The sequence below is a fragment of the Pseudomonas hygromyciniae genome (assembly GCF_016925675.1).
In the GTDB taxonomy this organism is placed as follows: domain Bacteria; phylum Pseudomonadota; class Gammaproteobacteria; order Pseudomonadales; family Pseudomonadaceae; genus Aquipseudomonas; species Aquipseudomonas hygromyciniae.
On record NZ_CP070506.1, the window covers coordinates 4,801,783 to 4,828,186 of the forward strand.

The 26,404-nt window shown below is 61.5% G+C and carries 28 protein-coding genes; 14 read left to right on the forward strand and 14 right to left on the reverse strand.

The annotated features are described in order from the left end of the window. The first annotated feature begins 163 nt into the window (after nt 1–163). Nucleotides 164–1,180: a 23S rRNA (adenine(1618)-N(6))-methyltransferase RlmF gene (gene rlmF / locus JTY93_RS21460; RefSeq protein ID WP_169994471.1), complete on the forward strand. Its 1,017-nt coding sequence runs from the start codon at nt 164–166 to the stop codon at nt 1,178–1,180. Nucleotides 1,181–1,290: 110 nt separating this feature from the next. Here rlmF and JTY93_RS21465 read toward each other — a convergent pair whose 3' ends face one another. Continuing rightward, the gene (locus JTY93_RS21465; RefSeq protein WP_122427998.1) at nt 1,291–1,572 is read right to left on the reverse strand and encodes an HU family DNA-binding protein; all 282 of its coding nucleotides are present in this window, start codon (nt 1,570–1,572) and stop codon (nt 1,291–1,293) included. Nucleotides 1,573–1,968: 396 nt separating this feature from the next. Between JTY93_RS21465 and yejK the strand changes: the two genes are divergently transcribed. Beyond that, entirely contained in the window at nt 1,969–2,973 is a 1,005-nt protein-coding gene (yejK, locus tag JTY93_RS21470) for a nucleoid-associated protein YejK (protein WP_029297499.1), read from the forward strand. Continuing rightward, nucleotides 2,973–3,323 carry a glutaredoxin family protein gene (locus JTY93_RS21475; protein WP_092238083.1) on the forward strand — a complete coding sequence of 117 codons (351 nt, stop codon included), beginning with the start codon at nt 2,973–2,975 and terminating at the stop codon, nt 3,321–3,323. The genes yejK and JTY93_RS21475 overlap by 1 nt, the downstream gene beginning before the upstream one ends. A 174-nt stretch (nt 3,324–3,497) precedes the next feature. On the opposite strand, the gene JTY93_RS21480 is transcribed toward JTY93_RS21475, so the two are convergent. The 5 genes from JTY93_RS21480 to JTY93_RS21500 all read right to left on the reverse strand — a co-directional run bounded on the left by JTY93_RS21480 (nt 3,498) and on the right by JTY93_RS21500 (nt 7,170). Beyond that, the gene (locus JTY93_RS21480; protein ID WP_205476725.1) at nt 3,498–4,433 is read right to left on the reverse strand and encodes a glutathione S-transferase family protein; all 936 of its coding nucleotides are present in this window, start codon (nt 4,431–4,433) and stop codon (nt 3,498–3,500) included. Nucleotides 4,434–4,514: 81 nt separating this feature from the next. Then, a complete protein-coding gene (locus tag JTY93_RS21485) occupies nt 4,515–4,799 on the reverse strand; it encodes a GIY-YIG nuclease family protein (protein ID WP_205476726.1) in 285 nt (94 codons plus the stop codon). A gap of 34 nt (nt 4,800–4,833) precedes the next feature. Further along, the gene (locus JTY93_RS21490; RefSeq protein WP_205476727.1) at nt 4,834–5,304 is read right to left on the reverse strand and encodes a nuclear transport factor 2 family protein; all 471 of its coding nucleotides are present in this window, start codon (nt 5,302–5,304) and stop codon (nt 4,834–4,836) included. 228 nt (nt 5,305–5,532) lie between these two features. Beyond that, a complete protein-coding gene (locus JTY93_RS21495) occupies nt 5,533–6,168 on the reverse strand; it encodes a response regulator (RefSeq protein WP_092238093.1) in 636 nt (211 codons plus the stop codon). A 210-nt stretch (nt 6,169–6,378) separates the two neighbouring features. Next, a complete protein-coding gene (locus JTY93_RS21500; protein ID WP_205476728.1) occupies nt 6,379–7,170 on the reverse strand; it encodes a response regulator in 792 nt (263 codons plus the stop codon). A 502-nt stretch (nt 7,171–7,672) separates the two neighbouring features. Between JTY93_RS21500 and JTY93_RS21505 the strand changes: the two genes are divergently transcribed. The 8 genes from JTY93_RS21505 to JTY93_RS21540 all read left to right on the forward strand — a co-directional run bounded on the left by JTY93_RS21505 (nt 7,673) and on the right by JTY93_RS21540 (nt 15,403). Next, nucleotides 7,673–8,287 carry a DUF1120 domain-containing protein gene (locus JTY93_RS21505; protein WP_205476729.1) on the forward strand — a complete coding sequence of 205 codons (615 nt, stop codon included), beginning with the start codon at nt 7,673–7,675 and terminating at the stop codon, nt 8,285–8,287. Nucleotides 8,288–8,319: 32 nt separating this feature from the next. Beyond that, nucleotides 8,320–8,940: a DUF1120 domain-containing protein gene (locus JTY93_RS21510; protein WP_205518910.1), complete on the forward strand. Its 621-nt coding sequence runs from the start codon at nt 8,320–8,322 to the stop codon at nt 8,938–8,940. Between the two features lie 37 nt (nt 8,941–8,977). Beyond that, on the forward strand, nt 8,978–9,601 hold the full coding sequence (locus JTY93_RS21515; RefSeq protein WP_205476731.1) for a DUF1120 domain-containing protein: 624 nt from the start codon (nt 8,978–8,980) through the stop codon (nt 9,599–9,601). Nucleotides 9,602–9,668: 67 nt separating this feature from the next. Then, nucleotides 9,669–10,292, forward strand: coding sequence for a DUF1120 domain-containing protein (locus JTY93_RS21520; RefSeq protein WP_205476732.1), 624 nt, complete (start codon nt 9,669–9,671; stop codon nt 10,290–10,292). Between the two features lie 40 nt (nt 10,293–10,332). Further along, nucleotides 10,333–11,037: a fimbria/pilus chaperone family protein gene (locus tag JTY93_RS21525; RefSeq protein ID WP_205476733.1), complete on the forward strand. Its 705-nt coding sequence runs from the start codon at nt 10,333–10,335 to the stop codon at nt 11,035–11,037. Nucleotides 11,038–11,166: 129 nt separating this feature from the next. Then, entirely contained in the window at nt 11,167–13,587 is a 2,421-nt protein-coding gene (locus JTY93_RS21530; RefSeq protein WP_240357233.1) for a fimbria/pilus outer membrane usher protein, read from the forward strand. Nucleotides 13,588–13,598: 11 nt separating this feature from the next. Continuing rightward, nucleotides 13,599–14,735 (forward strand): DUF1120 domain-containing protein, encoded by a 1,137-nt coding sequence (locus JTY93_RS21535; protein ID WP_205476734.1) that lies wholly within the window; start codon nt 13,599–13,601, stop codon nt 14,733–14,735. Between the two features lie 23 nt (nt 14,736–14,758). After that, the gene (locus JTY93_RS21540) at nt 14,759–15,403 is read left to right on the forward strand and encodes a DUF1120 domain-containing protein (RefSeq protein ID WP_205476735.1); all 645 of its coding nucleotides are present in this window, start codon (nt 14,759–14,761) and stop codon (nt 15,401–15,403) included. Here JTY93_RS21540 and JTY93_RS21545 read toward each other — a convergent pair. The 5 genes from JTY93_RS21545 to JTY93_RS21565 all read right to left on the reverse strand — a co-directional run bounded on the left by JTY93_RS21545 (nt 15,400) and on the right by JTY93_RS21565 (nt 21,315). After that, on the reverse strand, nt 15,400–16,656 hold the full coding sequence (locus JTY93_RS21545) for a CynX/NimT family MFS transporter (protein ID WP_205476736.1): 1,257 nt from the start codon (nt 16,654–16,656) through the stop codon (nt 15,400–15,402). The two genes, JTY93_RS21540 and JTY93_RS21545, sit on opposite strands and share 4 nt — an antisense overlap. A 489-nt stretch (nt 16,657–17,145) precedes the next feature. Beyond that, complete coding sequence (locus tag JTY93_RS21550) at nt 17,146–17,910, reverse strand: amino acid ABC transporter ATP-binding protein (protein WP_169851116.1); 765 nt, start codon at nt 17,908–17,910, stop codon at nt 17,146–17,148. 11 nt (nt 17,911–17,921) lie between these two features. Next, nucleotides 17,922–19,019, reverse strand: coding sequence for an amino acid ABC transporter permease (locus JTY93_RS21555; protein ID WP_205476737.1), 1,098 nt, complete (start codon nt 19,017–19,019; stop codon nt 17,922–17,924). Between the two features lie 10 nt (nt 19,020–19,029). Continuing rightward, nucleotides 19,030–20,211, reverse strand: coding sequence for an amino acid ABC transporter permease (locus JTY93_RS21560; protein ID WP_092238124.1), 1,182 nt, complete (start codon nt 20,209–20,211; stop codon nt 19,030–19,032). 72 nt (nt 20,212–20,283) lie between these two features. Beyond that, entirely contained in the window at nt 20,284–21,315 is a 1,032-nt protein-coding gene (locus JTY93_RS21565) for an amino acid ABC transporter substrate-binding protein (RefSeq protein ID WP_205476738.1), read from the reverse strand. Between the two features lie 344 nt (nt 21,316–21,659). Between JTY93_RS21565 and JTY93_RS21570 the strand changes: the two genes are divergently transcribed. From JTY93_RS21570 to JTY93_RS21580, 3 genes are all read left to right on the forward strand, one after another. After that, nucleotides 21,660–22,316: an alpha/beta hydrolase gene (locus JTY93_RS21570; protein WP_205476739.1), complete on the forward strand. Its 657-nt coding sequence runs from the start codon at nt 21,660–21,662 to the stop codon at nt 22,314–22,316. A 96-nt stretch (nt 22,317–22,412) separates the two neighbouring features. Then, nucleotides 22,413–23,888: an ATP-dependent RNA helicase RhlB gene (rhlB, locus tag JTY93_RS21575; protein ID WP_205476740.1), complete on the forward strand. Its 1,476-nt coding sequence runs from the start codon at nt 22,413–22,415 to the stop codon at nt 23,886–23,888. 145 nt (nt 23,889–24,033) lie between these two features. Continuing rightward, on the forward strand, nt 24,034–25,161 hold the full coding sequence (locus tag JTY93_RS21580) for an NAD(P)/FAD-dependent oxidoreductase (RefSeq protein ID WP_205476741.1): 1,128 nt from the start codon (nt 24,034–24,036) through the stop codon (nt 25,159–25,161). A 68-nt stretch (nt 25,162–25,229) separates the two neighbouring features. Here the strand turns inward: JTY93_RS21580 and moaE are convergent, their stop codons facing one another. Genes moaE through moaC form a run of 3 tightly spaced genes read right to left on the reverse strand, consistent with a single transcriptional unit; the run spans nt 25,230 to nt 26,397 of the window. Continuing rightward, nucleotides 25,230–25,682 carry a molybdopterin synthase catalytic subunit MoaE gene (moaE, locus tag JTY93_RS21585; protein WP_092238136.1) on the reverse strand — a complete coding sequence of 151 codons (453 nt, stop codon included), beginning with the start codon at nt 25,680–25,682 and terminating at the stop codon, nt 25,230–25,232. Between the two features lie 2 nt (nt 25,683–25,684). Then, nucleotides 25,685–25,927 carry a molybdopterin converting factor subunit 1 gene (moaD, locus tag JTY93_RS21590; protein ID WP_205476742.1) on the reverse strand — a complete coding sequence of 81 codons (243 nt, stop codon included), beginning with the start codon at nt 25,925–25,927 and terminating at the stop codon, nt 25,685–25,687. Next, a complete protein-coding gene (gene moaC / locus JTY93_RS21595; RefSeq protein ID WP_169994509.1) occupies nt 25,924–26,397 on the reverse strand; it encodes a cyclic pyranopterin monophosphate synthase MoaC in 474 nt (157 codons plus the stop codon). The genes moaD and moaC overlap by 4 nt, the downstream gene beginning before the upstream one ends. Nucleotides 26,398–26,404 lie beyond the last annotated feature (7 nt).

Here is a 26,404-nt window from a genome sequence, read left to right on the forward strand (position 1 = left end):
TGTGGGAGCTGGCTTGCTCGCGAATGCGGTATATCAGACACATACCCAATAACTGACACACTGCATTCGCGAGCAAGCCCGCTCCCACATTTAACCGAGATCAACTTCGGAATGTGTGACAATACCCACCACTTTTGAAGCAACCCCAGAATCGACGTAGCCCATGACCGCCCCCAGCACGCCAAAACCTCCGCGCAAGAAGCCTAAAACCGCAGCCACGGCCAAGCCCGTCGTGCCGCGCAAGGAAGCGACCCTGCACCCGCGCAACCGCCACCAGGGCCGCTACGACTTCCCCGCGCTGATCAAGACCACGCCAGAACTGGCCCAGTTTGTGATCCTCAACCCCTACGGCAAGGAAAGCATCGACTTCGCCAACCCGGACGCGGTGCGGGTGTTCAACCGGGCGCTGCTCAAGGCGTTTTATGGTGTGCAGCACTGGGATATCCCGGCTGACTACCTGTGCCCACCGGTGCCAGGGCGTGCCGACTACGTACACTTCCTCGCCGACCTGCTGGCCAGCGTCAACGACGGCAAGATTCCCCGTGGCTCGATCGTCAAGGTGCTGGACATCGGCATGGGCGCCAACTGCGTCTACCCGCTGATCGGCTACATGGACTACCGCTGGAACTTCCTCGGCTCCGAGATTGACCCGACAGCCGTCGCCGCTGCCAAGGCCATCGTGCAGTCCAATGACCTGAGCAAGGTTATCCAACTGCGCCAGCAAACCAATCCCAAGCATATTCTGCTGGGGCTGCTGGAGCCGGGTGAGCGGTTTGACCTGACCATGTGCAACCCGCCCTTCCATGCCTCCATGGACGAAGCGACCAAAGGCAGCGAGCGTAAATGGCGCGCCCTGGGCAAGGCTGACCCCAAGCGCAAGTTGCCAGTGCTGAACTTCGGCGGCCAGTCGGCAGAGCTGTGGTGTGAAGGCGGTGAAGCGCGGTTTGTCACGCAATTGATCGCCGAAAGCGCGCATTTCGCCCATAAAGTGCTGTGGTTCAGCACCCTGGTGTCAAAAGCCTCCAACCTGCCTGCCATCGAGACCGCCCTGAAAAAAGCCGGTGTCCTGGAAAGCCAGGTGGTGGAGATGTCCCAGGGCCAGAAACAAAGCCGTTTTGTGGCCTGGACCTTCCAGACCAAGAACGAGCAGCAGATCTGGCGCCAGCGCTGGGTGCGCTGACCCTGCATTTGTAGGAGCGAGCTTGCTCGCTCCTACAGATAAGGCACAAATTGCAGGCAACAAAAAACCGTGCCCGGATCGCTCCGGTGCACGGTTTTTTTTACTGCGTCTTACTTGTTGATCGCGTCGGTCAGGCCTTTGGCCACAACCAGCTTGATCACTTTCTTGGCAGCGATTTCGATGGCAGCGCCAGTCGAAGGGTTACGGCCGGTACGGGCTGGACGCTCGGTCACTTTCAGCTTGCCAACACCTGGCAGAGTGATTTCGCCACCGTTTTCCAGCTGGTCAGCAACAACTTGGCTCAGTTGGTCCAGCAGAGCGCGCACGGTAGTTTTCGGTGCGTCTACTGCTTCAGCCAGGTCAGCGATCAGTTGGTCTTTAGTAATAGCCATTGTGGTGTTCCTTCCCTATCAAATTCATTTGGATTGCAGAGTGCAGTGTCAGCCATCGAGCCCGACCGTCATGGCCTGGCACCCCTGGCCATAACCGCGAGAGATCGGGGTTATAGATGCTTGAAACGGGGTTTGGTTCGACCTGACAAATGCTGAATGCACGCTTAACGCCGAGACATCGCGTAAGACGGGGCAAAACTAGCACAGAGACGGGGAAATATCCGCTTCTACCTACCCATTTGGTCAGCTTTATCGCTCTAAACCGTGAAAAAAAGGCATATGGGTCGTCAGAGGCCTCCCGAAACCGCTTCAAACGACGCCGCGACCAACGGGTGCGGTACACTGGCGACTTTTTCCGGGAGGCCAACCGCTCCCGCTCAACCAGCCGAGAAGCCCATGCCGATCCGTCATTGCATCGTCCACCTGATCGACAAAAAACCCGACGGCACGCCCGCAGTTCTCCATGCCCGCGACTCTGAATTGGCCGAGTCCGCTGCCATCGAGAACATGCTCGCCGACCTCAACGAGAGCTATAACGCCAAACAAGGCAAGGCCTGGGGTTTCTTCCACGCCGAGTCCGGCGCGCACCCGTTCAGCGGCTGGTTGAAGGAATACTTTGATGGCGGCAAGGATTTCACCGCCTTCAGTCGGATTGCCGTGGAACACCTGCAAAAGCTGATGGAAGAGTCCAACCTCTCCGTCGGCGGCCACGTGCTGTTTGCCCACTATCAACAAGGCATGACCGACTACCTGGCCATCGCCCTGCTGCACCACAGCGAAGGCGTGGCAGTGACCGACGAGTTGGACGTGACGCCTTCGCGCCACCTGGACCTGGGCCAGTTGCACCTGGCCGCGCGCATCAACGTGTCCGAATGGCAGAACAACAAGCAGTCCAAGCAGTACATCTCATTTATCAAGGGCAAGAACGGCAAGAAGGTCTCGGAGTACTTCCGCGACTTTATCGGCTGCCAGGAAGGCGTCGATGGGCCAGGTGAGACCCGCACCCTGCTCAAGGCCTTCAGCGACTTCGTCGAGAGCGAAGACCTGCCAGACGAGTCCGCCCGCGAGAAAACCAAGACCCTGGTGGACTACGCCAGCAGTCAGGCCAAGCTCGGCGAACCCATGGGCCTGGAAGAGCTGTCGGGGTTGATCGATGAAGATCGGCCAAAAGCGTTCTACGACCATATCCGCAACAAGGATTACGGCCTGTCCCCGGAAATCCCGGCGGATAAACGCACCCTCAACCAGTTCCGCCGCTTCACCGGGCGCGCCGAAGGGCTGTCGATCAGCTTTGAAGCGCACTTGCTGGGCGACAAGATCGAGTATGACGAAGCCGCCGGCACCTTGATCATCAAGGGCCTGCCGACCCAGCTCACCGACCAGCTCAAGCGTCGTAACTGATGCTTGGCGGGGTTCTGAAGAAAGTCCTGCTGGTATTGCTGGTGGTGGTGGCGATCCAGAACTGGGGCAAGATCGAGCGGCTGTTCAACCCCTCGCAGGTGGTCCCGGAGCAAACCCGGGCGTCAGCGCGGGTGGTGCTGTATGCCACCGACTGGTGTGGCTACTGCAAGCAGATCCAGCGATTCCTAGATCAGAAGGGCATTCCCTACAAGAGCGTCGATATCGACAAGGATCCCGAAGGCCGCAAGGCCTATCAGGCGCTGGGCGGTGGCGGGATTCCGTTTGTGGATGTGAACGGCACGCTGATTCGCGAATACAACCCGGACGCGATCCTGTCTGCCCTCAAATAACTGTGGCGAGGGGGCTTGTCCCCCGTTGGGCTGCGCAGCAGCCCTAAACCCAGGCGCTGCGGTCTGCCTGATAAAAAGCGGCGGTCTTACTGGGGCTGCTGCGCAGCCCAACGGGGGACAAGCCCCCTCGCCACTGAAACATCCAACCTGCACCACAGATACACATAATCCAACCTACAGCTGCTGGATACCGAACCCTAGGCGCGGGAAGTGCACATGCACGGTGCCGGCGCGCTCATCTTCGCGGCGCAGGATCAGTTCTTCGCGACCGGCAAATATCAACTCGCCTATCACCGGGTCGACGCCGTAGTCGGTCGCAGCGATGCTCACTGGCTGGCCCACCTTGAACCCGTTGGGATCTTCAAACACTTCATCCGGCAACGCCGCAGGCGCGCTGTCACGGGCAATTTCCAAGGCCTGGCTGGCACTCATCTCGCTGGCGGTGCCATGCCCAAAGCCCAGCACCCGGGCAAGCCAGGCGCCGACAACCGGATAGTTATCCACCAGCGGCGACGTCACCGACGAGCCCTTGAGGAACCACAACGGATGGGCCATGGAGAAGTCGGCAATCGACGGCTCGCCAAACAGGAAATCCCCCGACTGACGCTGCAACTGTTGCTCCAGCCGCGCAATGATGGCCGGCCACTGGTGCAGGGCCACGTCCAGTTGCACGCGGGTGGCAGTACCGTCGCCGAACATCTTGCTGCGGTCTGCAACCAGTACCTGCAGCAAATGCGGCGGCACCTTGGCAAATTTCACGGCCAGGGATTCAGGCTGGAATACCAGGGCCACGGCGTGGGAAAACACCACCGAATCGGCCCAGGCCGCAAAGCTCTGGCTGACCAGCTCCTGACCTTCGGGAAACAGCGCAGGCGTGGCCTTTTCCTGTTCCAGGCGGCGTGCGATCAACGCAGTGTCACAATAAATATCCGCACCGACCTGCAGCACCGGGGTTTTACGGTAGCCGCCGGTCAGGGCCGTCAGGTCGGGCTTGGGCATCACCGGGGGAATGGTCACCGATTGCCAGGACAGCCCTTTGAAGCCCAGGAGCAGGCGGGCTTTTTCCGCGAAGGGGGATTGGGGGTAGTGGTGCAGGATCAACTCAGACATGCCGGACTCCGCCAGATGAAGGAACCGCCAGCTTATCGTGCAAAACCCCAGGGGCCTACCCTTTGGCCTGATGGGAACCGATCAGTCAGATTGATAAGCCCGCGCCAGACACTCCTTGGCGCTTTTCTTGAGTTTTTTTATCAAGCGTTCCTGGCGCAAGGCCTCGCCCTTGCTTGCGCAGGCCTCGGTATACACCAGCGCCACCGCCGGGCTGGAAAGAAAGAACCGCGCGCCCTTGCCGCTTTGATGGGTCGCAAAGCGGCGCACCGGATCATTGCTGATCCCGCAATAGAGCGAGCCATTGGCGGCACGGACCAGGTAGACAAACCAGGGTTTCGATACGGTGGGTTCAGGCGAACTGTTCACGAAGTATTGGCCAGCGAAAAGAGCACCAATCTTATCAACGACCGGCCTGGAACGCTTTCAGGCCTTTCAATGCTTGTGCCCGCACGGCGTTGCGTACCAGTGGCGTCCAGCCCAACAACAGGCCCTTGGTACCGAGCGCCTGGCGCGACCAGCGCCACAGGTCAAAGTGATCGTGGTGCTCGCAGATCTTGCCATCACGGAATACGAAGCGTGCCTGGATATCGTTGACCACGGTGTTGCCGGTCTGGCTGAACAGGTACGTCGCCACCCAATGGGCGCTGCCGGTGGTGTCGTCGCTGCGCACTTGGTCAAAGGTCAGGGAAAAGTCCTTGGCCCGGGTGGTGAGCATGCGCCACATATCGCCGGCATCGCGTCCACGCAGTTCACCAAATGCAGGATCGCTGAACAGCACGTCGTCGGTGTAGCAAGCGCTCATGGCGTCAGCATCCAGACGTTCAAAGGCGCTGTAGAACTCGACAATCAGGGCGTTGTGGGCATCACTCATGGGCAGCTTCCAAAAGAGAGGTAGTCAAGCCAAGCACTGTACCCGTGTCGAGCGGACCGTGGCGAGCGGGCTTGCCCCGCGCTGGACTGCGCAGCAGACCCAAAACCAGCCAACTCGGTTTGCCTGAAGAACCTCGGCGGGTTGGGGTTTGAGTTTGGGGCTGCTGCGCAGCCCAGCGGGGGACAAGCCCCCTCGCCACAAAAAAACTGCCCCCTTGCCAACATCCACCTAAGGCACCATCCCGCAGTTACGCGCATAGGCAAACAAATCCACATCGGTGGAAATGCACAGGCGTTGCATCGCGGTACTTTTCTGTTTGCTGATCGTGGAAATACTGCGATTGACCCGTGCGGCGATCTGGCTGACGGTCAGGCCGCTGGCCAGCATCCGCACCACTTCCCGCTCTTTGCCCGACAACTGCGGCAGTTGTGACTGATCCCCCGTCCCGGCTTCCACCAATTGCACCCGCAGGCACTCGCTGGCAAAGGTCTGGCCGCCGATCACGGCGTTGATGGCCTGCGGCAACTCCCTGGCCGACGCGCTCTTGGCCACGATGGCGCGGGCGCCATGGGCGAGGGAGGCACGCAGGGTGGCGACATTGGCGAACATGGTGACCAGGATAACCGGCAAGTCCGGATACTGACGGGCCAGCAGGCTCAACAAGCCATAGCCATCAGCCTGCTGCCCTCCGGGCATGGCGAAGTCGGTGACCAGAACATCGCACGGCGTGGTACTCAACAGCCTGAGCAGCGCGTCGGGGCCATCGGCCTCCCCCACCACTTTGCAGCGACCGTTCGCCTCGATCACCACTCTCTGCCCGATACGTACAATGGGATGATCGTCAGCAATAATTACTCGAAGCATAGATACCCACGGATGATGGCAAATTGAATCCGCGCAAAATAACCCCGCAGGCGATCCTCAACAACCGTCCAGGATGAGTCCCCCAAGGCCGCGTCCAGTGTTTTGTAGTTACTAATTCTTTCCTTACATAACAAAAGGAAAAACCCTACAGCCAAAAACCAGGCAGTCAGATTGCCAAATATTTATCGACACAAGTCACACCCACAGCGCTTACAAACTGCGCAAATACTCAAGGCACCGCCGCAAGTCCGCCCGGAATGCCTGCAGCGCTGAAGCGTTCGCCAACACGCCGTCGGCGTGAATTTGCTCAATCAGCTTCACACCTCTGAACTCAAGGTCTGCTCCCCCCAAAAAAGCCAGACTGCCTACCAGGCGATGTAGCCGCTGGGTGGTCAATGGAGTGCTCAAGGTGCGACAGGCTTGATCGAGGAACGCAAAGTCTTCCCAGGCCTCATCCAGCAGGCTGGCGAGCATCTGGTCGACGACCCGCTCATTACCGAAGGTTTGCACCAGGTGGGCACGCGTTGGCCATGCCCCCGCCGTGGGCCTGCCCCACACCGGCGCGATGCCCGGCAGCCAGCGCGCCAATGTCGCTTGCAGTTGCTCCAGCGCCAGCGGCTTGAGCAGCCAGGCGTCCATGCCGGCGTCGCGGCACCGTTGCGGATCGTCATTTTGCAGATTGGCAGTCAAGGCAATGATCGGCACGCGCTTGAGCCCCTTGCGGCACTCATGCTGGCGAATGGCGCGGGCCATGCGATAGCCATCCATCTGCGGCATTTGGCAGTCGCTGATAATCAGGTCGAAAGGCCGCTTGATAACCGCCAACAGCCCCTGGCAGCCATCGCCCACGGCTTCATGCCCAACGCCCAGCTTTTGCAGAAAGTAGCCCAATAGCGCGCGATAAGCGGAGTGGTCATCCACCACCAATACGTTCAGGTGCGCTACGGGGGGAGGCTCCGACGCTCGGCCCTCCCCGGTGGTTGAACGGACCAGAGAGCCCATGTACACCCCTTGCGCGCTATCGGACTGAAGACTGGCAGCCCCCAGAGATCACAACCTCCGGCAGCGCTGGCGTAATAGGCAAGACGCCACGGTGCAGCACCGCGAAAAGAACGCATGTAACTATCATCGCCGCAAAAATATAGCCTTTGGGATGTTCCTAAGCCGATACAACAACTACGAAAAACAACTTTCCTACAGCACTGAAAACTTATTCTTACAGACTTCCCGCAAGACGCCCCATTGTCGTATTTGTTGTATTTGCCCCTCGCCAAGCCCTCGCTAAATTGCGCCCCCACCCCAGAGAGGGACGGCTCGCCACCCGTCGTGCCAGCCACCAACAAACCCTGCCCCCGCAAAGCGCCCGCCCATTGAGGCCAGGCCTTGCCGTGCATCTTTTTTATCAATCAGCCTTGCAGTGGACAATTGAAATGAACACCTCCCGATACCTGATGAGCGCCACCCCCAATGTCCTTTCGACACCCGCGGATCAGGTCCTGTAACCATGAAGACTTTTGCCTCTAGCCTCATGCTCGCGTTGCTGGTCACACCTTCGGTATTTGCAGCCAGTTCCATCGACCTGGCCGTCAGGGGGAAGATCACCCCTAGCGCCTGCACGCCAGCATTCGCCGGCAGCAACATCATCGAACACGGAAAAATCGCCGCCAAAGACCTGGTGCAAAACAATCCCACGTACCTGCCCAAGGCCAACGTGAAATTCTCGGTCACCTGCGAGGCCAGCACGCTTTTCGCGATCAAGCCCATCGACAACCGCATCGGCACCTCCACCTCTCCCTTCAACTTCGGCCTGGGATTTGTCAACGGCGACAAAAAGCTCGGCAGCTTCTATCTGACGCCCATGAACATGCTGGCCGACGGTATCGCCGTGCAGCCAATCGCATCAAGCAACGGAGGCAACACCTGGTATGCCGAATGGCGATGGGAACTGTTGACCCTGTGGGGTGCGGGCACCATGGACGACGCGTCCACCCTGCTGCCATCCAAAGTGTTGGAGATAGACCTTGAGGTCGGTACCACCATCGGCCGTGCCGATCAGTTTGACCTGAGCGAAGAGCTCGACATCGACGGCTCCGGCACCCTGGAAGTGGTGTACCTGTAGCCCCCGTTTCACTCACAAGGAAGGTCCATTGGATGAAACTCTCCAGCGCAATACCTCTGGTTGCACTGTTGTTCGCCACCGCGTCGCTATCGGTGGCCGCCAGTGACACCGAGCTGGTCGTCAAGGGGGCGATCACTCCCAGCGCCTGCGAACCGATGATTTCCGGCGAAGGGTTGATCGATTTTGGAAAAATGTCAGTCAAGCAACTCAATACCGACGCCTACACCAGCCTGCCTCGGGAAACCCTGGATTTTCAAGTGCTGTGCGAGGGACCGACCTTTTTCACTTTCAACACCATTGATAACCGCTCTGGCACCTCTGCCCACAACGAGAGCTATCACGGCCTGGGCATGACACCCAACGGCGAAAAACTGGGGGGGGCCGGATTTGGTATCTACCAACTGGTCGCCGATAACGTGAGCAGACGCCCCATTATCTCAACGGACGGCGGCATGACCTGGCAGCGCGCCTCGCTTGTCAGCCCCCAGGTGTTGACGGCTGTCGCCACCGACGGCGAGCTGGCGCCCATTGCCGTGCAGGTGCTGAAGGCACAGCTTTCGCTGTTCACCCACATCGCCCCCTCCAGAAGCCTGACGCTAATTGACGAAGTCCCCCTCGATGGCAACGCCACCGTGCAAGTCAATTACCTCTGACGGCTTGAACAGCCCCACTTGAAAGGAACTCACCCCGATGAAAATCCTGCTGACCACCCTTGCCACCAGCGTGCTGCTGCTCGGTTCCACCGCCACCTTCGCCGCCTCCACGGTCGACCTGGTCGTCAAGGGCAAGATCATTCCTGCGGCCTGCACCCCCGAGCTGTCCAGGGGTGGCGTGATCGACCACGGCAAGATCTCCGCCAAGGACCTGCGCCCGGATAACCCGACACAAATCGGCAACCACGTGCTCACGATGACGGTCGACTGCGACGCGCCGATCCTGTTTGCCCTGCATTCCATCGACAACCGCGCCGCCTCGTCATTGACGCGCGAGCTCTATGGCCTGGGGTTCATCAACGGCGACCAGAAACTTGGCTGGTACAACCTGCAAATGCTCAACCTGGTGGTCAATGACAGCATCGTGGCGCAACCGATTGCCTCCGCTGACCAGGGCAATATCTGGTACCGCGAAAACCACTGGGAACCTGGCATATACATGTCTGCGGCCTCGATGGATGACGACACCCAACCCCTGCCGGTCGAGAAACTGAGGCTGGACCTGCAGGTAATCAGCACCATCGCGCGCACCGACGGCCTGGACCTGAGCAATGAAGTGAACATCGACGGCTCCGCCACCCTTGAAGTGAAGTACCTGTAACCATGCCTGCCCATGCCCTGGACTTGTCCCAGCATGGGCTGTGCCTACCTGTGCCAGGGACCGACCGATGAACACACGCGCCCATTTTGTTGCAGTGCTGCTGTCTGTGGCCGTCACGATCGAGGCCAATGCGATGTCCCATGTTGACCTCACGGTGACCGGCCGCTTGACCCCGGATGCTTGCCAGATCGAGCTATCTGACCAAGGGACAATCGAACACGGAGAAATCCCCACCTACCGGCTCAATGCTCACCAACCCACGGCGTTGCCCAGCCAGATGCTGGACCTTACGGTGATCTGTGCAAGGCCGATGCTGTTCGCGCTGGTCGGCATCGACAATCGCCAAGACTCGTCGCCGTCCGCCGACACGTTCGGCCTGGGTGTGAACATTCATGCCCCGGACCAGGCGCTGGGTGCCGTGACCCTGACCTATCGCGCCACCTTGGGGGATTTGCAACCGATGCAGGTGCTGGCCTCCAGCGACAACGGCGAAACCTGGACCCCACAGGCCAATGCCCATCCCCATGCCTATATGGGCTTTGCCCCGGCCGGAGCGCGCCAGCCGGAGTTCATCAGCCAACTGTTTACCCAACTGTGGGTGGATACCGCCATCAATGCCGCACGCTACCTGACCCTGGATCAGGAAGTGCCGCTGGACGGCTCCATCGTCCTGGACCTGCGCTACCTCTGACTCCCGCCCTTTTTATGTTGCCCCAACGGAAACCGCTGTCATGACCACGACATTCTCAACGACCGCTGCCGGTCTCATTGCTTTGCTGCTCGTGCTCGGTAATCAAGTGAAAGCCGACGGCATGGTGCCCGACACCTCCGTGGTGATCGTTCATGAAGCCGACGGCGAAACCTCCGTGTCGGTGACCAATACCGACAGCCAACTGTCGCTGCTGCACGTCACCTTGCAAGACATTCCCGAAGACACCGAGCCCTTGTTGCTGGTGACGCCACCGCTGGCCCGGGTAGAGGCGTCCAAATCGCAACTGGTGCGTTTCATCCTGCAAAACAAGACACCACTGCGCACCCAGCGCCTCAAGCGTGTGGTGTTTGAAGGCATGCCCGTGGGCCGCGCCGCACCGGCGGCCGGGCACGCCCGAGTGGGTGTTACCGTGCGTCAGAATCTGCCGCTGATCGTGCACCCCAAGGGCCTGCCACCGAATCGCACACCCTGGACCGACCTGACCTGGACCCTGCGCGACGGCCAGTTGCACGTGCGCAACGACACGCCCTACGTGGTGCGCATGGCCCAGGACCTGCGCCTGCTGCCCGGCGATGGCAGGGCCATGCTGCCGCGCAACTATGTGTTACCGGGCGAAAACCTGAGTGTGCCGGCCACCGGCGGCCCAGCCACCAAAGTCCGGCTGCAGCCGGCCACGGTGTACGGGTTTGCCGTCAAAGCCTACGAAGCACCTCTGAGCCTCTGACGGAATAACCACAGACGCCGCACAACAGATCGGCGCTGGATATAGAAGTGACGGCGCATCGACCGTCACCGCAACGCCTGCCAGCACCGGGACAACCGGGCCAGGACGTTCACCCTGTGAGTGCCTTGCGTGAAAACAGTATTGAATTACCGTGACGGCGTAGCCGTGCCCGGCCTACCTGCGCGCCAAGCTGTGCCCATGGCATTGCTGCTGTGGCTGCTGCCAATGGCCCCGACCTGGGCCACCGGCTTTGACGCCCAAACCCTGGAGCAGCGCGGCATTGATCCGCAACTGGCCAACCTGTTGCTGGACGCCCCGCGCTTCAGCGCCGGGCAGCATGCCGTCAGCCTGCAGGTCAACGGCCAGCGGCGCGGTCGACTGCAGGTCAGTTTCGATCAACAGGGCAACCTGTGCTTCGATCGGACCCTGCTCGACGCGGCCAACCTGGTCATCCCTGATGGCACTGCGCATTGCCATGACTTCCTCGCGCAGTATCCACAAAGCCTGGTGGAGCCAGACCCGGCCACGCTCAGCGTAGCGCTGGTGGTGCCGACCGACGCCCTGCGTCCGGTGCCACAGGATATTTCGGGCTATGAAACCGGCGGCTTCGCCGGCTTGCTCAATTACGACCTCAGTGGCTTCTACAACCGCTATGGCGACGACGCCAGTCGATTTGGCTCGGCCAACACCGAGGTGGGGTTCAATGCCGGTGACTGGATCGTGCGCAGCCGCCAGGTCCAGACCTGGCAGGATGGCCAGTCCAGCAGCACCCACCTGGAGGCCTACGCCCAGCGCACGTTCGCCAGCCACCAGGCAGTGCTCCAGGCCGGGCAGATCAGCCTGTACAACCCGGTGCTGGCCGGGGCGCAGATTACCGGCGTGCAGGTCCTCACCGAACACGCCCTTCAAGAGCAAGGCCAGGGCGCGGTGATCGAGGGCATTGCCAACAGCCCGGCACAAGTGGAAGTACGGCAGAACGGTGCGTTGATTCATTCCACGGTGGTGCCCGCCGGGCCGTTTGCCCTCAACGATGTGCGCCGCCTCAATACCCGTTCAGATGTCGAAGTCACAGTCAGGGAAAGTGTCGGCGGTGACCGGCGCTTTACCGTACCCGCCGCGATGCTCGGCCTCGGGTTGCCGGCACCGGGCTACGCGGTGGCGGTCGGTCGGGTGCGCAATCTCGGCGACACCGAGGGCGACGCGCCGTGGGTGGCAAGTGCCGGCTGGACAGGCGCCGTGCATCCGCAACTGACCCTGGGCGGCGGGGTATTGGCGGCCAGCGAATACGGTTCGGCAGGTTTGAGCCTGGGTTGGCTGCCGTGGCTGGACAGCCAATTGCAGTTGTCGACGCAACTGTCCAACGCCCATGCCCGGGAAAAGGTGTCCGGCGTGCAGACCGACCTTGCCTGGTCCCAGCGCCTGAGTGAACGGTGGTCCTTGAGTGCCAGTAACTCCTGGCGCAGCGCGGGCTATCGCGAGCTGGAAGAAAGCACCTACGCACGCAACGAGCAGTCGCAACGCTCACGTTATCGCGATCAACAAAGCCTCAACCTGGGCTGGTCCTACCCTCGGCTGGGCGCCTTCAGTGCCGGGTTTTCGCGCTCGGCCAACTTCGCCGGAGACAGCAGCAGCCGTGCCCTGCTGTCCTGGGGTGCCAGCGTCGGTGCGGTCTCGTTGTCGGCCAGCGCCGAATGGCAAATGGGCGGCCACGCACAACAGGACAACGCGGTGTACCTGAACATCAGCGCGCCCCTGGGCGAGAACCGCAGGTTACGCAGTTGGCTACGCCACAACGGCGGCGAAAACCGCAGCGGCCTGGGGCTGACCGAACAGATCGACGAGCAACTGAGCTATCGCGTCAGCGCCGAGCGGGATTCGCGCGATCGTCAGGTCGAAACCTCCGTAGGCCTGTCGGCATTGCCGCGCTACAGCCAGTTGGATCTGAGCTACAGCCGTTCCGACGCCGAGCGTTCAAGTTATCAGGGCGGCGCTCGGGGTGGAGTGGTGATGCATGGCAGCGGCGTGACGTTTTCCCCCTATCCGGTGCGCGACACCTTTGCCCTGGTGTCCGTGGGCGACATGAGCGGTATCCGCATCAACACCCCCAGCGGCCCGGTCTGGACCGACTGGCAAGGCCAGGCGGTGGTGTCGCAGGTCAACGCCTATGGCCGCAGCCCGGTGGAAGTCCAAACCCGCTCGCTGCCGCGCAACGCCGATATCACCAATGGCCTGGCCATGATTACGGCCGGGCGCGGAGCGGTGGATCGGGTCGAATTTGGCGTGGGCCTGACCCGCCGCGTCCTGCTCACCGTCAGCACCGAGCAGGGCACACCGTTGGCGGCGGGCGCGTCAGTCAATACTGCCGAGGGTGAGTTCATCACCCTGGTCCAGGAAGGCAGCCAGGTGTTCCTGCCCAACGTCATCGATCAACCGCCCCTGTGGATAACTCTGCCGGGGGGCCAACGCTGCCAACTGCGCTACACACTTGCGCAAAAGGCCGACCCCTCGGTGTATTTCGAAACTGCCCCGGCCCGTTGCCACGCGCCTTGAGGACGACTGCCATGCCCCTTACCCGTTTGCGCCACTTGAGTTTCTGGCTATTGATCGGCATTGCCGGCACCGCCCATGGGCTGGAGGAATGCCAACTCAACCTCAGCGAACCGTCGGTGGATTTCGGCCTGATGAGCCGCCTGTCCCAAAACGACAGCGCGCCCGAACGCCTGCTGGGCGAGCGTCGGCTGAACCTGACGTTCAATTGCCCCCAGGCCGGCGACTTGAGTCTGTTCTACCGCGCCCTCGCAGCCTCGACTGAGCGCCTGCAATTTACCGAGCACGGCAGCTACCAGATCGAGGTCAGTCACGGCACCCTGGACGGGCAGGCGGTGGAGTTGGGCCTGATTCCAGGCTTGCGCCAGCCACCGGTGAGTAGCGGCACCGTGCTCAACTGGCGCAGCGGGCATGGGATCGCACCGCTCGAAAACGGGGCCGTGCGGGCGGGCAAAAACCTGTCGCTGCAATTGACCCTGCGCGCCTGGGCCGATCCTGCGGCCACCCATGTGCGTGACGCTACCACCTGGGAAGTCTCTGGCCTCTTGTTCAGCGCCAGCCACGGGCGCTATCGGGAGTTGGCGCTGCGGGCGCACTTTGCCCCGGTCGCCTGCCACCCGTCGTTGTCCGACCAAGGAGTGGTGGACTACGGAACTCTGTTCGCCAAGAACCTCAACCCCACCAGCGAAACGCCCTTGCCCATCCGCACCCTGCGCCTGGGTGTGACGTGCGATGCACAAACGCGCTTTGCCTTGCGCATGCATGACAACCGCGATGGCTCGGCCACCGGCGGCACCGATGAAACCTCCTATGGCCTGGACCTGGACGCCAGCCACAACAAAATCGGGCGCTTTTACATGACCATCGACCCCGCAGAGTTCAGTGCCGACACCCTGGGCACCCTGTACCGGACTGACTCCACCAGTAACGGCGCGGCCTGGAGCAGTTCCAGCGCACGCCAGATTCCCATGGGCGCCAACAGCTATATGGGCTTTACCGACAGAAGCGGCCTGACCACCGGCCCCGTGGCGATCCAGACCCTGGCCGGCACCGTGCGGATCAAGACCTACCTGGCCCCCATGCAGTCGCTGGACCTGCGCCAGGTGGTGCACATCAACGGTTCCGGCACTCTCGAAATCATCTACCTGTAACCCGACCCCACGAGGCGTGCGCCATGAAACTCGTTGCCCTACCCCACCTGTTGCTGCTGGCCTGTGCGCAATCGGCCCTGGCCGTGTCGACGGTGGACCTGAGCGTCCACGGCCAGATCATTCCCAGCGCCTGTACGCCGCTGCTGTCCAGCGGCGGTCTGATCGACCACGGCAAGATCTCCCGCCAAGACCTGAACCTTGCGCAAGGCACGCGCCTGCCGCTCAAAACCCTGCACCTGAGCGTCAACTGCACCGGGCCCAGTCGCTATGCATTGCGCATGCGCGACAACCGCGACGGCTCGGCCACGGTCAATAGCGAGATTTACTACGGGTTGGGATTCGACACCGCCGGCAATCGCCTCGGCCTGTACTCCATGAGCTTCGACCCGCGCCAGACCCAGGCCGACAGCACTGCGCAGATCTACGGCACCGAATCCACCACCGGCGGCTTGGGCTGGCGCACCGCCAACCTGAACCCCATCGACATCGGTGCCAACAGCTACCTGGGCTTTACCGACATCGAGGGCAGTGTCGCCGGGCCGTCAGCCATCACCACCCTGAGCACCACCGTGCAGATCCACACGGTTATCAATGCCCGGCAGAACCTGGACTTGAGCGTTGAAACCGACCTCGATGGCTCGGCGACGCTGGAAGTGGTGTACCTCTAGAGCCTCTGGCTGGTGACATGAACATAACGGGCGCGCCCGGCACCGAGGCCGGCGATGATCGCTCCCACGCCCAGCAGCGCGAAAATCCAGCCGGTCGCCGCCCAGCCACCGGTCCAGTCGTGCACCAGGCCCACTGCCAGCGGGCCAAGGGAGGCCAGGGTGTAACCGATGCCCTGGGCCATGCTCGACAGGTTGGCGGCCACATGGGCATCGCGTGAGCGCAGCACGATCAAGGTCAGCGCCAGGCTGAACGTACCGCCCTGGCCCAGACCCAAGACAATCGCCCAGCCCCACAGGCCGTCGAGCGGCGCATACAGGCAACCGAACAGGCCGCCGAGGGTCAGCAGCATCACCACCACAATGGCCAGGCGCTGGTCCTTGCCACGGGTGGCCAGCCACGGCGCGGCCAGGGAACTGGCCAGTTGCACGATCACCGATCCCGACAGCACCAGCCCGGCCTGGGTCGCGCTCAAGCCACGGTCGATCAGGATCGACGGCAGCCAGCCAAACACGATGTAGGCCAGGGAGGATTGCAGGCCCATGTACAACGTCACTTGCCAGGCCAGGGGATCACGCAACAAACCGCGCACTCGATAGGCCACTTGATGGCCACCCTGCTTCTGTCCGACCTGAGGCAACCAGCACAGCGCCGCCAGCAGTGCCGGCACCATCCAGAAGCCCAGGCCGATTTTCCAGCTGTCGCCAAAATGCTGGCTCAACGGCACCGTGGCACCGGCGGCGAGCGCCGCGCCCAGGCACAGGGCCATGGTGTAGACACCGGTCATGACCCCTGCATGCCGGGCAAAGTCACGCTTGACGATCCCGGGCAACAGCACGCCGATGATGCCGATGCTGGCCCCGGCCAGCAGGCTGCCGGCGAACAGCCCGACAGCGCCCAGCGAACTGCGCAGGATGATCCCCGCCGCCAGTGTCAGCAAAATCCCCAGCACTACCCGCTCGGCGCCGAAGCGGCGGGCCAGGATCGGCGCCAACGGCGCAAACAGGCCCAGGCACAGAACCGGCAGCGTCGTCAGCAACCCGGCCCTGGCCGCCGAGAGACCGAGGCTGTCGGACACGTCGTTGAGCAAGGGCGCCATGCTCGACAATGCCGGACGCAGGTTCAACGCCACCAGCACCAACCCCAGCAGCAACAGCCAGGCCCGGCTGACGACCGGCTGACTGTGCTGCACCTGGTCATCATCGGCTTCGGCGTCGATCAGCAATTCTTCAAGTGCATTTTCTGGGCGGGGCATGGTGCTCTCGGGTTCAAGGCGGGATTGTGCGCGAGGGAGCCATGGTAATGCCCTGCACCACTTTGTGGCGAGCGGGCTTGTTGTGGCGAGCGGGCTTGTCGGAACGCCGCATCGCCCGCGTTGGGCTGCGTAGCAGCCCCAAGAGCATCACCGAGGCGTGTCAGGTGTAACGGGGGGAGGTTTGGGGCTGCTGCGCAGCCCAGCGCGGGACAAGCCCGCTCGCCACAACAACAGGGATCTAGATCAATGCAGAACCTGACTGAGAAACAACCGGCGCCGCCTGTTCGACGGGTTCACGCAGGTTTGCTGTGGCGAGCGGGCTTGCCCCGCGTTGGGCTGCGTAGCAGCCCCAAGAGCATCACCGAGGAGTGTCAGGTGTAACCAGGGGGAGGTTTGGGGCTGCTGCGCAGCCCAGCGCGGGGCAAGCCCGCTCGCCACAACAAGCCCGCTCGCCACAAGCAAGCAGGCTTACCACAGCGGGGGGCTAGGTCAATGCAGGATCTGACTCAGGAACAACCGGGTCCGCTCATTCTGCGGGTTGTCGAAGAAGTCGTTCGGCGCCGCCTGTTCGACGATTTCGCCCTTGTCCATGAAGATCACGCGGTTGGCCACGGTGCGCGCAAAGCCCATCTCATGGGTCACGCAGAGCATGGTCATGCCGTCTTCGGCCAGGCCGATCATGGTGTCGAGGACTTCCTTGACCATCTCCGGGTCGAGGGCCGAGGTCGGCTCATCGAACAGCATGATCTTGGGCTTCATGCACAACGCCCGGGCAATCGCCACGCGCTGTTGCTGGCCGCCGGACAATTGCCCCGGAAACTTGTGAGCCTGCTCCGGGATGCGCACGCGCTCCAGGTAGTGCATGGCAATTTCCTCGGCCTTGCGCTTGGGCATCTTGCGCACCCACATCGGCGCCAACGTGCAGTTCTGCAGGATGGTCAGGTGTGGGAACAGGTTGAAGTGCTGGAACACCATCCCCACTTCGCGGCGCACGGTCTCGATCTGCTTGAGGTCGTTGGTCAGCTCCACGCCATCGACCACAATGCGCCCCTGCTGGTGCTCTTCCAGGCGGTTGAGGCAGCGGATGGTGGTGGACTTGCCCGAGCCCGAGGGGCCGCACAGCACAATGCGCTCGCCCTGCTTGACGTTGAGGTTGATGTCTTTCAATACATGGAACTGGCCGTACCACTTGTTGACGCCCTGCATCTGGATAATGCCTTCAGGGCTCACCGGCTGTTTGATCGCTTCGCTCATAACAACAACTCCTAACGCTTGTGGCCAGTGTCGAGCTTGTGTTCCAAATGAATGGAATAGCGCGACATACCAAAACAGAAAATCCAGAACACCAGGGCCGCGAACACATAGCCTTCAGTGGCCATGCCCAGCCATTTCGGGTCGGCGGCGGCTTGCTTGACGCTGTTGAGCAGGTCGAACAGGCCGATGATGATCACTAGGCTCGTATCCTTGAACAGCGCGATAAAGGTGTTGACGATGCCCGGTATCACCAGCTTCAACGCTTGCGGCAGGATCACCAGGCCCATGCTGCGCCAGTAACCCAGGCCCATCGCCGCCGCGGCTTCGTACTGGCCTTTGGGAATGGCCTGCAAGCCACCGCGCACCACTTCTGCCACGTAGGCCGACTGGAACAGGATCACGCCGATCAACGCCCGCAGCAGCTTGTCGAAGTTCATGCCTTCAGGCAGGAACAGCGGCAGCATCACCGACGCCATGAACAGCACCGTGATCAACGGCACGCCGCGCCAGAACTCAATGAAGGTCACGCAGATCACGCGAATCGCCGGCATATTGGAGCGCCGCCCCAACGCCAGCACGATACCCAGCGGCAAGGCGCCTGCGATACCGACGGTGGCGATCACCAAGGTGAGCATCAGGCCGCCCCACTGGCTGGTCGCGACGTTGGTCAGGCCAAAGAGCCCGCCATGCAGCAGGAAAAAGGCAATGATCGGGTACAACACCAGAAAGCCCAGGCCATAGATCGCCTTGCGTTTAAAACGCGAGATGAACAACGGCGCCACACCGACGATGGCCAGCCACACGGTCAGGTCCACGCGCCAGCGTAGGTCGCCGGGGTAATAGCCGTACATGAATTGCCCGAAGCGCTGCTGGACAAACACCCAGCAGGCGCCCTCCTTGGTGCAATCGGCCTGGGTAGTGCCGACCCAGTTGGCGTCGAGGATCGCCCAATGCAAAATCGGCGGCACCACCAGATAGACCAGGTAAATCGCCAGCAACGTCAGCAGGGTGTTGAACCAACTGGAGAACAGGTTGGCGCGCATCCATGCCATCGGCCCGAACACTTTGTTCGGTGGCGGCATGTCAGGTTTGAAAGTATGGGAAGTCATGCAGGTTTCCTCACCGCTCGATCAGCGCAATGCGCTTGTTGTACCAGTTCATCAGCAGGGAAATGCTGATGCTGATCGCCAGGTACACGCTCATGGTGATGGCAATGACCTCGATGGCCTGGCCGGTCTGGTTGAGCACCGTGCCGGCAAACAGCGAGACCATTTCCGGATAGCCGATGCCGGCGGCCAGGGATGAGTTTTTCGCCAGGTTCAGGTATTGGCTGGTCAGCGGGGGGATGATCACCCGCAGCGCTTGCGGGATGATGACCTTGCGCAGCGTAGGCCCCGGACGCAGGCCCAGGGAGCGCGCGGCTTCGGTCTGGCCGTGGCTCACAGACTCAATGCCCGAGCGCACGATCTCGGCAATAAACGCAGCGGTGTAGACGGTAAGCGCCAGGGTCAGCGCCAGCAGTTCGGGGATCAATACCCAGCCACCGACAAAGTTGAAACCCGCAAGCCTTGGCATTTCCCAGTGCAGCGGTACACCGAAGATCAAGACGCACAACGCCGGAATCACGATGAACAGCGCCAGGCCCGCCCAGAACTTGTGGAACGGTACGCCGGTGGCCTCAAAGCGCTTGTTGGCCCAACGCGCCATCAGCACGATTGCCACGATGGCCACTCCGACACTGGCCACAAACGGCCAGAAACCGTCAGCCGCCAGCGCCGCCGGCATATTCAGGCCCCGGGCACTCATAAAGAATGTATCGCCCAAGTTATGGCTGTTGCGCGGCAACGGCATGGTCAGGAACACCGCGAAGTACCAGAACAGGATCTGCAACAACGGCGGAATGTTGCGGAACACTTCCACATACACGGTCGCCAGTTTGTTGATCATCCAGTTCGGTGACAGGCGCGCCACCCCAATGATGAAACCGAGCAGCGTCGCCAGGACCACACCGATCACGGTCACCAGCAACGTGTTGAGCAGGCCGATCACAAAGACCCGGGCATAGCTGTCCGATTCGGTGTAGTCGATCAAATGTTGAGCGATGCCAAAACCGGCACTGCGCTCCAGGAAGTCGAAACCGGAGGTAATGCCCCGGTGCTGAAGATTGGTTTGCGTGTTGTTGAACAGATACCAGCCCAACGAAACCACCGCGACGATGGTGATGATCTGGAATAGCCACGCACGCACTTTTGGATCACTGAAGCTGAGCTTCTGTTTTGGTGCGCCGATTTGAGTTTGCATTAAGTGCCCCAGAAGTAATGGAACAGAACATCACCCGGCGGTTGGCCCACCGGGTGATAGAACCATCAGCGATCAGCGCACAGGGGGTGCGTATTGAATGCCACCGTTGTTCCACAGCGCGTTCAGGCCACGGTCGATTTCCAGGGGAGTGCTCTTGCCCAGGTTGCGCTCGAACACTTCGCCGTAGTTACCGACCTGCTTGACGATCTGTACGACCCAATCCTTCTTCACTTTCAGGTCTTTGCCGTATTCGCCGTCAGCCCCGAGCAGGCGCGCGACGTCCGGGTTCTTGGTGGACTTGGCCTCAGCTTCAACGTTTTTCGAGGTGATGCCGGCCTCTTCAGCGTTGAGCATGGCGTAGCCCACCCAGCGCACGATGGCCAGCCACTCGTCATCGCCATTACGTACCACCGGGCCCAGGGGCTCCTTGGAAATGGTTTCCGGCAGCACCACGTAGTCCTTCGGCGCGGCCAGCTTGCTGCGCTGGGCGAACAGTTGCGACTTGTCGGAGGTCAGCACGTCGCAGCGCCCGGACTCCAGGGACTTGGCGCTTTCATCGGAGGTATCGAAGGTGATCGGGGTGTACTTGAGGTTGTTGCCACGGAAGTAGTCGGAAACGTTCAGCTCGGTGGTGGTACCGGCCTGGATGCAGATAGTTGCACCGTCCAGTTCCTTGGCACTTTTTACCCCCAGCTTGCTGTTGACCAAAAAGCCGATGCCGTCGTAGTAGGTGATAAAGCCCGGAAATTTCAGGCCCATGCCCGCATCGCGGGAACTGGTCATGGTGGTATTGCGCGACAGGATGTCGACTTCGCCCGATTGCAGCGCGGTGAAACGCTCCTTGGCATTCAATTGGCTGAACTTGACCTTGGTCGCATCGCCAAACACGGCAGCGGCCACGGCGCGGCAGTAGTCAGCGTCGATCCCGAGGATCTTGCCGCTGGCATCCGGCACCGAGAAACCCGGCAGGCCGTCACTGACGCCGCATTGCACAAAACCTTTCTTCTGCACGGCATCCAGGGTGGCACCGGCCTGGGCCAAACCACTGATCCCCAATACGGTCGCCGCAGTCACGACGGCCAGGGTGGATTTCAATACCTTCATTCAAACCTCCAGTTGCTCTTGTTGTGTCGGAGCTCGAACCTTTGCGCACCCTTGTGAGGCGATATCGACCCGTGTTGGCTTTTTTTGGGGTCAAGCAGCAGAGGCTGTCGCTGTCATTGCAGCGGCTATCCCAGAGGCGGCAGTCACTGATAGTGTTACCGTCCCCGGATAGTTCTGACATCGACCTACACATAGCAAGCGCCGTACCAGAGTGTCGGCTGAGCCGTTTCAGCCCGGGATCTATCGCAAAACAGTCAACCATGCGACATCTTGTTAACTGAGCCACCTTCCACGCACCGCCCCGACGCCTCCCATCGGCGCGCACGCACATTTTTGGAGCACACATGACCGAACCCTTGATTCTTCAGCCCGCCAAGCCCGCAGACGCCTGCGTAATCTGGTTGCATGGCCTGGGTGCCGATCGCTACGACTTCATGCCGGTGGCCGAAGCGCTGCAGGAAACCCTGACGTCCACACGCTTCGTATTGCCACAGGCGCCGACCCGTGCGGTGACCGTCAACGGTGGCTACGAGATGCCAAGCTGGTACGACATATTGGCCATGAGTCCGGCGCGGGCCATCAGCCGCGAACAGCTGGTTGAGTCGGCCAAAATGGTCATCGATTTGATCGAGAAACAAAAAGCCGACGGGATAGACGCCTCGCGGATTTTCCTGGCTGGCTTTTCCCAGGGTGGCGCCGTAGTCCTGCACGCCGCGTTTGTGAAATGGCAAGGGCCCCTGGGTGGCGTGCTTGCCCTCTCCACCTATGCGCCCACGTTCAGCGATGAGCTGGAACTGTCCGCCAGCCAACAGCGCATTCCGGCCCTGTGCCTGCACGGCCAGTACGATGACGTAGTGCAGAACGCCATGGGCCGTAGCGCCTATGAGCATTTAAAGCAGCGTGGTATCAACGTGACATGGCAGGAATACCCAATGGGCCACGAAGTGTTACCCCAGGAAATTCGCGACATCGGCACCTGGTTGTCCGCCCGCCTGGGCTGAAAACCCGCCATTGTGTAGCCGCATGACCAACGCACTACGCCGCGCCCGATTCTTGCATTACACTGGCCGGCGTACATTCCTTAACCAATTGATGAGATGACCGTGCTCAAAGCACTCAAGAAGATGTTCGGTAAAAGCGAGGCTGAACCACTCGCCCCTGTTCCCAGCGCCCCTGTCCAGACGTCCGGCAGCCGCAATGACGGTAAACAGCCTGGCCGAACAGCGCCTGTTGCCTCGCCAAAACCTGCGCCCGTAACCACTGCTGCCCCGGCCCCTGTCGCCACCCAGCCCGCAGCAGAACCGGCGCGTGCAGAAAAACCGCGCCGCGAACGCGCGCCAAAACCGGTGGTAAAGCCGTGGAAGCTGGAAGACTTCGTGGTCGAGCCCCAAGAGGGCAAGACGCGCTTTCACGACTTCAAGCTCGCCCCGGAACTGATGCACGCCATCCAGGACCTGGGCTTTCCGTATTGCACGCCGATCCAGGCACAGGTATTGGGCTTTACCCTGGCCGGCAAAGACGCCATCGGCCGCGCCCAGACCGGTACCGGCAAGACTGCTGCGTTCCTGATCTCGATCATCACCCAACTGCTGCAGACCCCGCCGCCCAAAGAGCGCTACATGGGTGAGCCACGGGCCCTGATCATCGCCCCGACCCGGGAGCTGGTGGTGCAGATCGCCAAGGACGCCGCCGACCTGACCAAGTACACCGGCCTCAACGTCATGACGTTCGTCGGCGGCATGGACTTCGACAAACAGCTCAAGCACCTGGAAGCGCGACACTGCGACATCCTGGTCGCCACCCCGGGCCGTTTGCTGGACTTCAACCAGCGCGGCGACGTGCACCTGGACATGGTCGAGGTGATGGTGCTGGACGAAGCCGACCGGATGCTCGACATGGGTTTTATCCCACAAGTGCGCCAGATCATTCGCCAGACCCCACCGAAAAACGAGCGCCAGACCCTGCTGTTCTCCGCGACCTTCACCGAAGACGTGATGAACCTCGCCAAGCAGTGGACCACCGACCCGTCCATCGTCGAGATCGAAGCGCTGAACGTGGCCAGCGAAAACGTCGAACAGCATATCTATGCCGTGGCCGGTGCCGACAAGTACAAGCTGCTCTACAACCTGGTCAACGACAATGGTTGGGAGCGGGTCATGGTGTTTGCCAACCGCAAGGACGAAGTGCGGCGCATTGAAGAACGCCTGGTACGCGATGGCGTCAACGCCGCGCAATTGTCCGGTGACGTGCCGCAGCACAAGCGCATCAAGACCCTGGAAGGCTTTCGCGAAGGCAAGATCCGCGTGCTGGTGGCCACCGACGTGGCGGGCCGTGGGATTCATATCGACGGCATCAGCCACGTGATCAACTTCACCCTGCCGGAAGTACCGGACGACTACGTGCACCGCATCGGCCGTACCGGTCGCGCCGGCGCTGCGGGTGTGTCGATCAGCTTTGCCGGGGAAGATGACTCGTACCAGTTGCCATCGATCGAAACGCTGCTGGGGCGCAAGATCAGTTGCGAGACGCCGCCGACGCATCTGCTGCGTCCCGTGGAGCGCAAACGCCCTTAAGCTGGAGCGCGGAAAAAGATGTGGGAGCGGGCTTGCTCGCGAATGCAATGGATCAGTCACTATATCCAGAGACTGACACACCGCATTCGCGAGCAAGCCCGCTCCCACATTTGCCTTCAGCGCTTTCAAATTCAAGGAGGACCACATGAACCAGGCTGATTACCTCATCATCGGCGGCGGCATTGCCGGTGCCAGTGCCGGTTACTGGCTGTCCCGACACGCCCGCGTCATCGTGCTGGAGCGTGAGTCCATGCCGGGTTATCACTCCACTGGCCGCTCCGCCGCCCTCTATATCGCCGCCTATGGCACGCCACAAGTGCGCGCCTTGACCCTGGGCAGCCGCGACTTCTTCGATCACCCACCTGCAGGCTTTACCGAGCACCCTTTGCTCACGCCCCGTGGCGAAGTGCTGGTGGATCTGCTTGGCGACCCAGAAGAGCTGCAGCGCCAATACCTGAGCGCCAAGGCGCTGGTACCCGAAACACGCCTGCTGGACACCGAAGAAGCGCTGCGGATGCTGCCCATCCTGCGCCGGGAAAAAGTCCACGGCGCGATCTACGACCCGACGGTCTGCGATATCGACACCGATGCGTTGTATCAGGGCTATTTGCGCGGCATTCGGCGCAATGGCGGGCAGATCCACACCGACAACGAGGTACAGAAACTGGCCCGCGACGATCAAGGCCAGTGGCAGGTACGCACCTCGCAACAGCGCTTCAGCGCGCCGGTGATCATCAACGCCGCCGGAGCCTGGGCCGATACCATCGGCGAACTGGCCGGCGCCCAAAAAATCGGCCTGCAACCCAAGCGCCGCAGTGCCTTTGTGTTCGCCCCGCCGGCTGAAATGAATATCCATGGATGGCCGGAGTTGGCCGCCCTCGACGGTTCGTTCTATATGAAGCCCGACGCGGGGATGTTCCTCGGCTCACCGGCCAATGCCGACCCAGTGGAGCCCCACGACGTACAGCCTGAAGAGCTGGATATCGCCACAGGCATCTATCACATCGAAGAAGCCACCACCCTGAGCATCCGCCGCCCGACGCGGACCTGGGCGGGGCTGCGCAGTTTTGTCAGCGACGGCGATCTGGTCTGTGGCTTTGATCCGCAGGTAGAGGGTTTTTTCTGGATCGCGGCCCAGGGCGGCTACGGGATCCAGACCTCGCCGGCGATGGGCCAGGCCAGCGCGGCGCTAGTACGTGGGCTCGGATTGCCCGAGCCTTTGCAACGCGCCGGGATGACCGAGGCGATGTTATCGCCTGCTCGCCTGGGTTGATCGTGCTGCTGGACTCGTCCAATACAGCGGCCAGACGATAGGGTGCGGCTGGCACTGGGGGGGACAACTCACGCCTTCCAGCGATCAGCCGCCCTATGATCACTGGCCCGCCCTTCCACCCAGCGCGCCCCTTCGCTGGTGTTTTCCTTCTTCCAGAACGGCGCTCGGGTCTTCAGGTAGTCCATCACAAACGCACAGGCATCAAACGCGGCCTGACGATGGGCACTGGCGGCGGCGACGAACACAATAGGTTCACCGGGCTCCAAGGCGCCGATGCGGTGCAACACCTCGAGCTTGAGCAACGGCCAGCGTTGCTCGGCTTCGACCGCGATCTTGGCCAGGGCCTTTTCGGTCATGCCGGGGTAGTGTTCGAGGAACATTCCTGCCACGTCGAGACCATCGTTGAAGTCGCGCACATAGCCCACAAAACTCACCACGGCGCCTACGCCAACGTTGGCGGCGTGCATGGCGTTGACTTCGGCGCCGGGATCGAACGGTTGGGCTTGCACACGAATAGCCACGGTCAGCCTCCGGTCACGGGCGGGAAAAACGCCACTTCGTCGCCGGCCTGCAGAGGCTCGTCAAGGCCACACAGCTCCTGGTTGCGCGCACACATCAGGCTGCTCTCGTTAAGCACCTCGAAGCCCGGGTCAGCGGCCAGCGCCTGACGCAACGCATCGACTGTGGCGAAGTCGCCTTCCACCTCCAGGGAATCGAGGCCCACCGCTTCGCTGTAGCGTGCAAAAAACAGTACGTTGATGCTCATGCCTGGTCCGCCTTGAAATGCCCGCTCTTGCCACCGAGTTTTTCCAGCAGGCGAATGTTTTCGATGGTCATGCCACGGTCCACCGCCTTGCACATGTCGTAGATGGTCAGCGCGGCGACACTGGCCGCCGTCAGCGCTTCCATCTCCACGCCGGTCTGCCCGGACAGCTTGCAGCGGGCGACGATATGCACGGTATTTTCCCCTTCGGCGGCCAGCTCAACCTTGACCCCGGTCAGCATCAGCGGATGGCACAGAGGGATCAGATCACTGGTCTTTTTCGCCGCCTGGATCCCGGCAATGCGGGCCACGGCGAACACGTCGCCCTTGGGGTGGGCGCCGTCGACGATCATTTGCAGGGTTTGGGGCAGCATGCGCACCCGCGCTTCGGCCACGGCTTCACGGAACGTCACGCTTTTTTCGGTGACGTCGACCATATGGGCACGGCCCTGGGAATCGAGATGAGTCAGCACGGGGATA

Excerpts from the sequence above, each read along its gene's own strand:
- yejK (WP_029297499.1), top strand. The coding sequence starts at position 1,969 with ATGCCGATCCGTCATTGCATCGTCCACCTGATCGACAAAAAACCCGAC.
- JTY93_RS21510 (WP_205518910.1), top strand. The coding sequence starts at position 8,320 with ATGAAACTCTCCAGCGCAATACCTCTGGTTGCACTGTTGTTCGCCACC.
- JTY93_RS21505 (WP_205476729.1), top strand. The coding sequence starts at position 7,673 with ATGAAGACTTTTGCCTCTAGCCTCATGCTCGCGTTGCTGGTCACACCT.
- rlmF (WP_169994471.1), top strand. The coding sequence starts at position 164 with ATGACCGCCCCCAGCACGCCAAAACCTCCGCGCAAGAAGCCTAAAACC.
- JTY93_RS21520 (WP_205476732.1), top strand. The coding sequence starts at position 9,669 with ATGAACACACGCGCCCATTTTGTTGCAGTGCTGCTGTCTGTGGCCGTC.
- JTY93_RS21465 (WP_122427998.1), bottom strand. The coding sequence starts at position 1,572 with ATGGCTATTACTAAAGACCAACTGATCGCTGACCTGGCTGAAGCAGTA.
- JTY93_RS21570 (WP_205476739.1), top strand. The coding sequence starts at position 21,660 with ATGACCGAACCCTTGATTCTTCAGCCCGCCAAGCCCGCAGACGCCTGC.
- JTY93_RS21515 (WP_205476731.1), top strand. The coding sequence starts at position 8,978 with ATGAAAATCCTGCTGACCACCCTTGCCACCAGCGTGCTGCTGCTCGGT.
- JTY93_RS21540 (WP_205476735.1), top strand. The coding sequence starts at position 14,759 with ATGAAACTCGTTGCCCTACCCCACCTGTTGCTGCTGGCCTGTGCGCAA.
- JTY93_RS21500 (WP_205476728.1), bottom strand. The coding sequence starts at position 7,170 with ATGGGCTCTCTGGTCCGTTCAACCACCGGGGAGGGCCGAGCGTCGGAG.
- JTY93_RS21550 (WP_169851116.1), bottom strand. The coding sequence starts at position 17,910 with ATGAGCGAAGCGATCAAACAGCCGGTGAGCCCTGAAGGCATTATCCAG.
- JTY93_RS21545 (WP_205476736.1), bottom strand. The coding sequence starts at position 16,656 with ATGCCCCGCCCAGAAAATGCACTTGAAGAATTGCTGATCGACGCCGAA.
- JTY93_RS21525 (WP_205476733.1), top strand. The coding sequence starts at position 10,333 with ATGACCACGACATTCTCAACGACCGCTGCCGGTCTCATTGCTTTGCTG.
- JTY93_RS21560 (WP_092238124.1), bottom strand. The coding sequence starts at position 20,211 with ATGCAAACTCAAATCGGCGCACCAAAACAGAAGCTCAGCTTCAGTGAT.
- JTY93_RS21475 (WP_092238083.1), top strand. The coding sequence starts at position 2,973 with ATGCTTGGCGGGGTTCTGAAGAAAGTCCTGCTGGTATTGCTGGTGGTG.
- JTY93_RS21490 (WP_205476727.1), bottom strand. The coding sequence starts at position 5,304 with ATGAGTGATGCCCACAACGCCCTGATTGTCGAGTTCTACAGCGCCTTT.
- rhlB (WP_205476740.1), top strand. The coding sequence starts at position 22,413 with ATGACCGTGCTCAAAGCACTCAAGAAGATGTTCGGTAAAAGCGAGGCT.
- JTY93_RS21555 (WP_205476737.1), bottom strand. The coding sequence starts at position 19,019 with ATGACTTCCCATACTTTCAAACCTGACATGCCGCCACCGAACAAAGTG.
- JTY93_RS21535 (WP_205476734.1), top strand. The coding sequence starts at position 13,599 with ATGCCCCTTACCCGTTTGCGCCACTTGAGTTTCTGGCTATTGATCGGC.
- JTY93_RS21480 (WP_205476725.1), bottom strand. The coding sequence starts at position 4,433 with ATGTCTGAGTTGATCCTGCACCACTACCCCCAATCCCCCTTCGCGGAA.
- JTY93_RS21580 (WP_205476741.1), top strand. The coding sequence starts at position 24,034 with ATGAACCAGGCTGATTACCTCATCATCGGCGGCGGCATTGCCGGTGCC.
- moaD (WP_205476742.1), bottom strand. The coding sequence starts at position 25,927 with ATGAGCATCAACGTACTGTTTTTTGCACGCTACAGCGAAGCGGTGGGC.
- JTY93_RS21495 (WP_092238093.1), bottom strand. The coding sequence starts at position 6,168 with ATGCTTCGAGTAATTATTGCTGACGATCATCCCATTGTACGTATCGGG.
- JTY93_RS21565 (WP_205476738.1), bottom strand. The coding sequence starts at position 21,315 with ATGAAGGTATTGAAATCCACCCTGGCCGTCGTGACTGCGGCGACCGTA.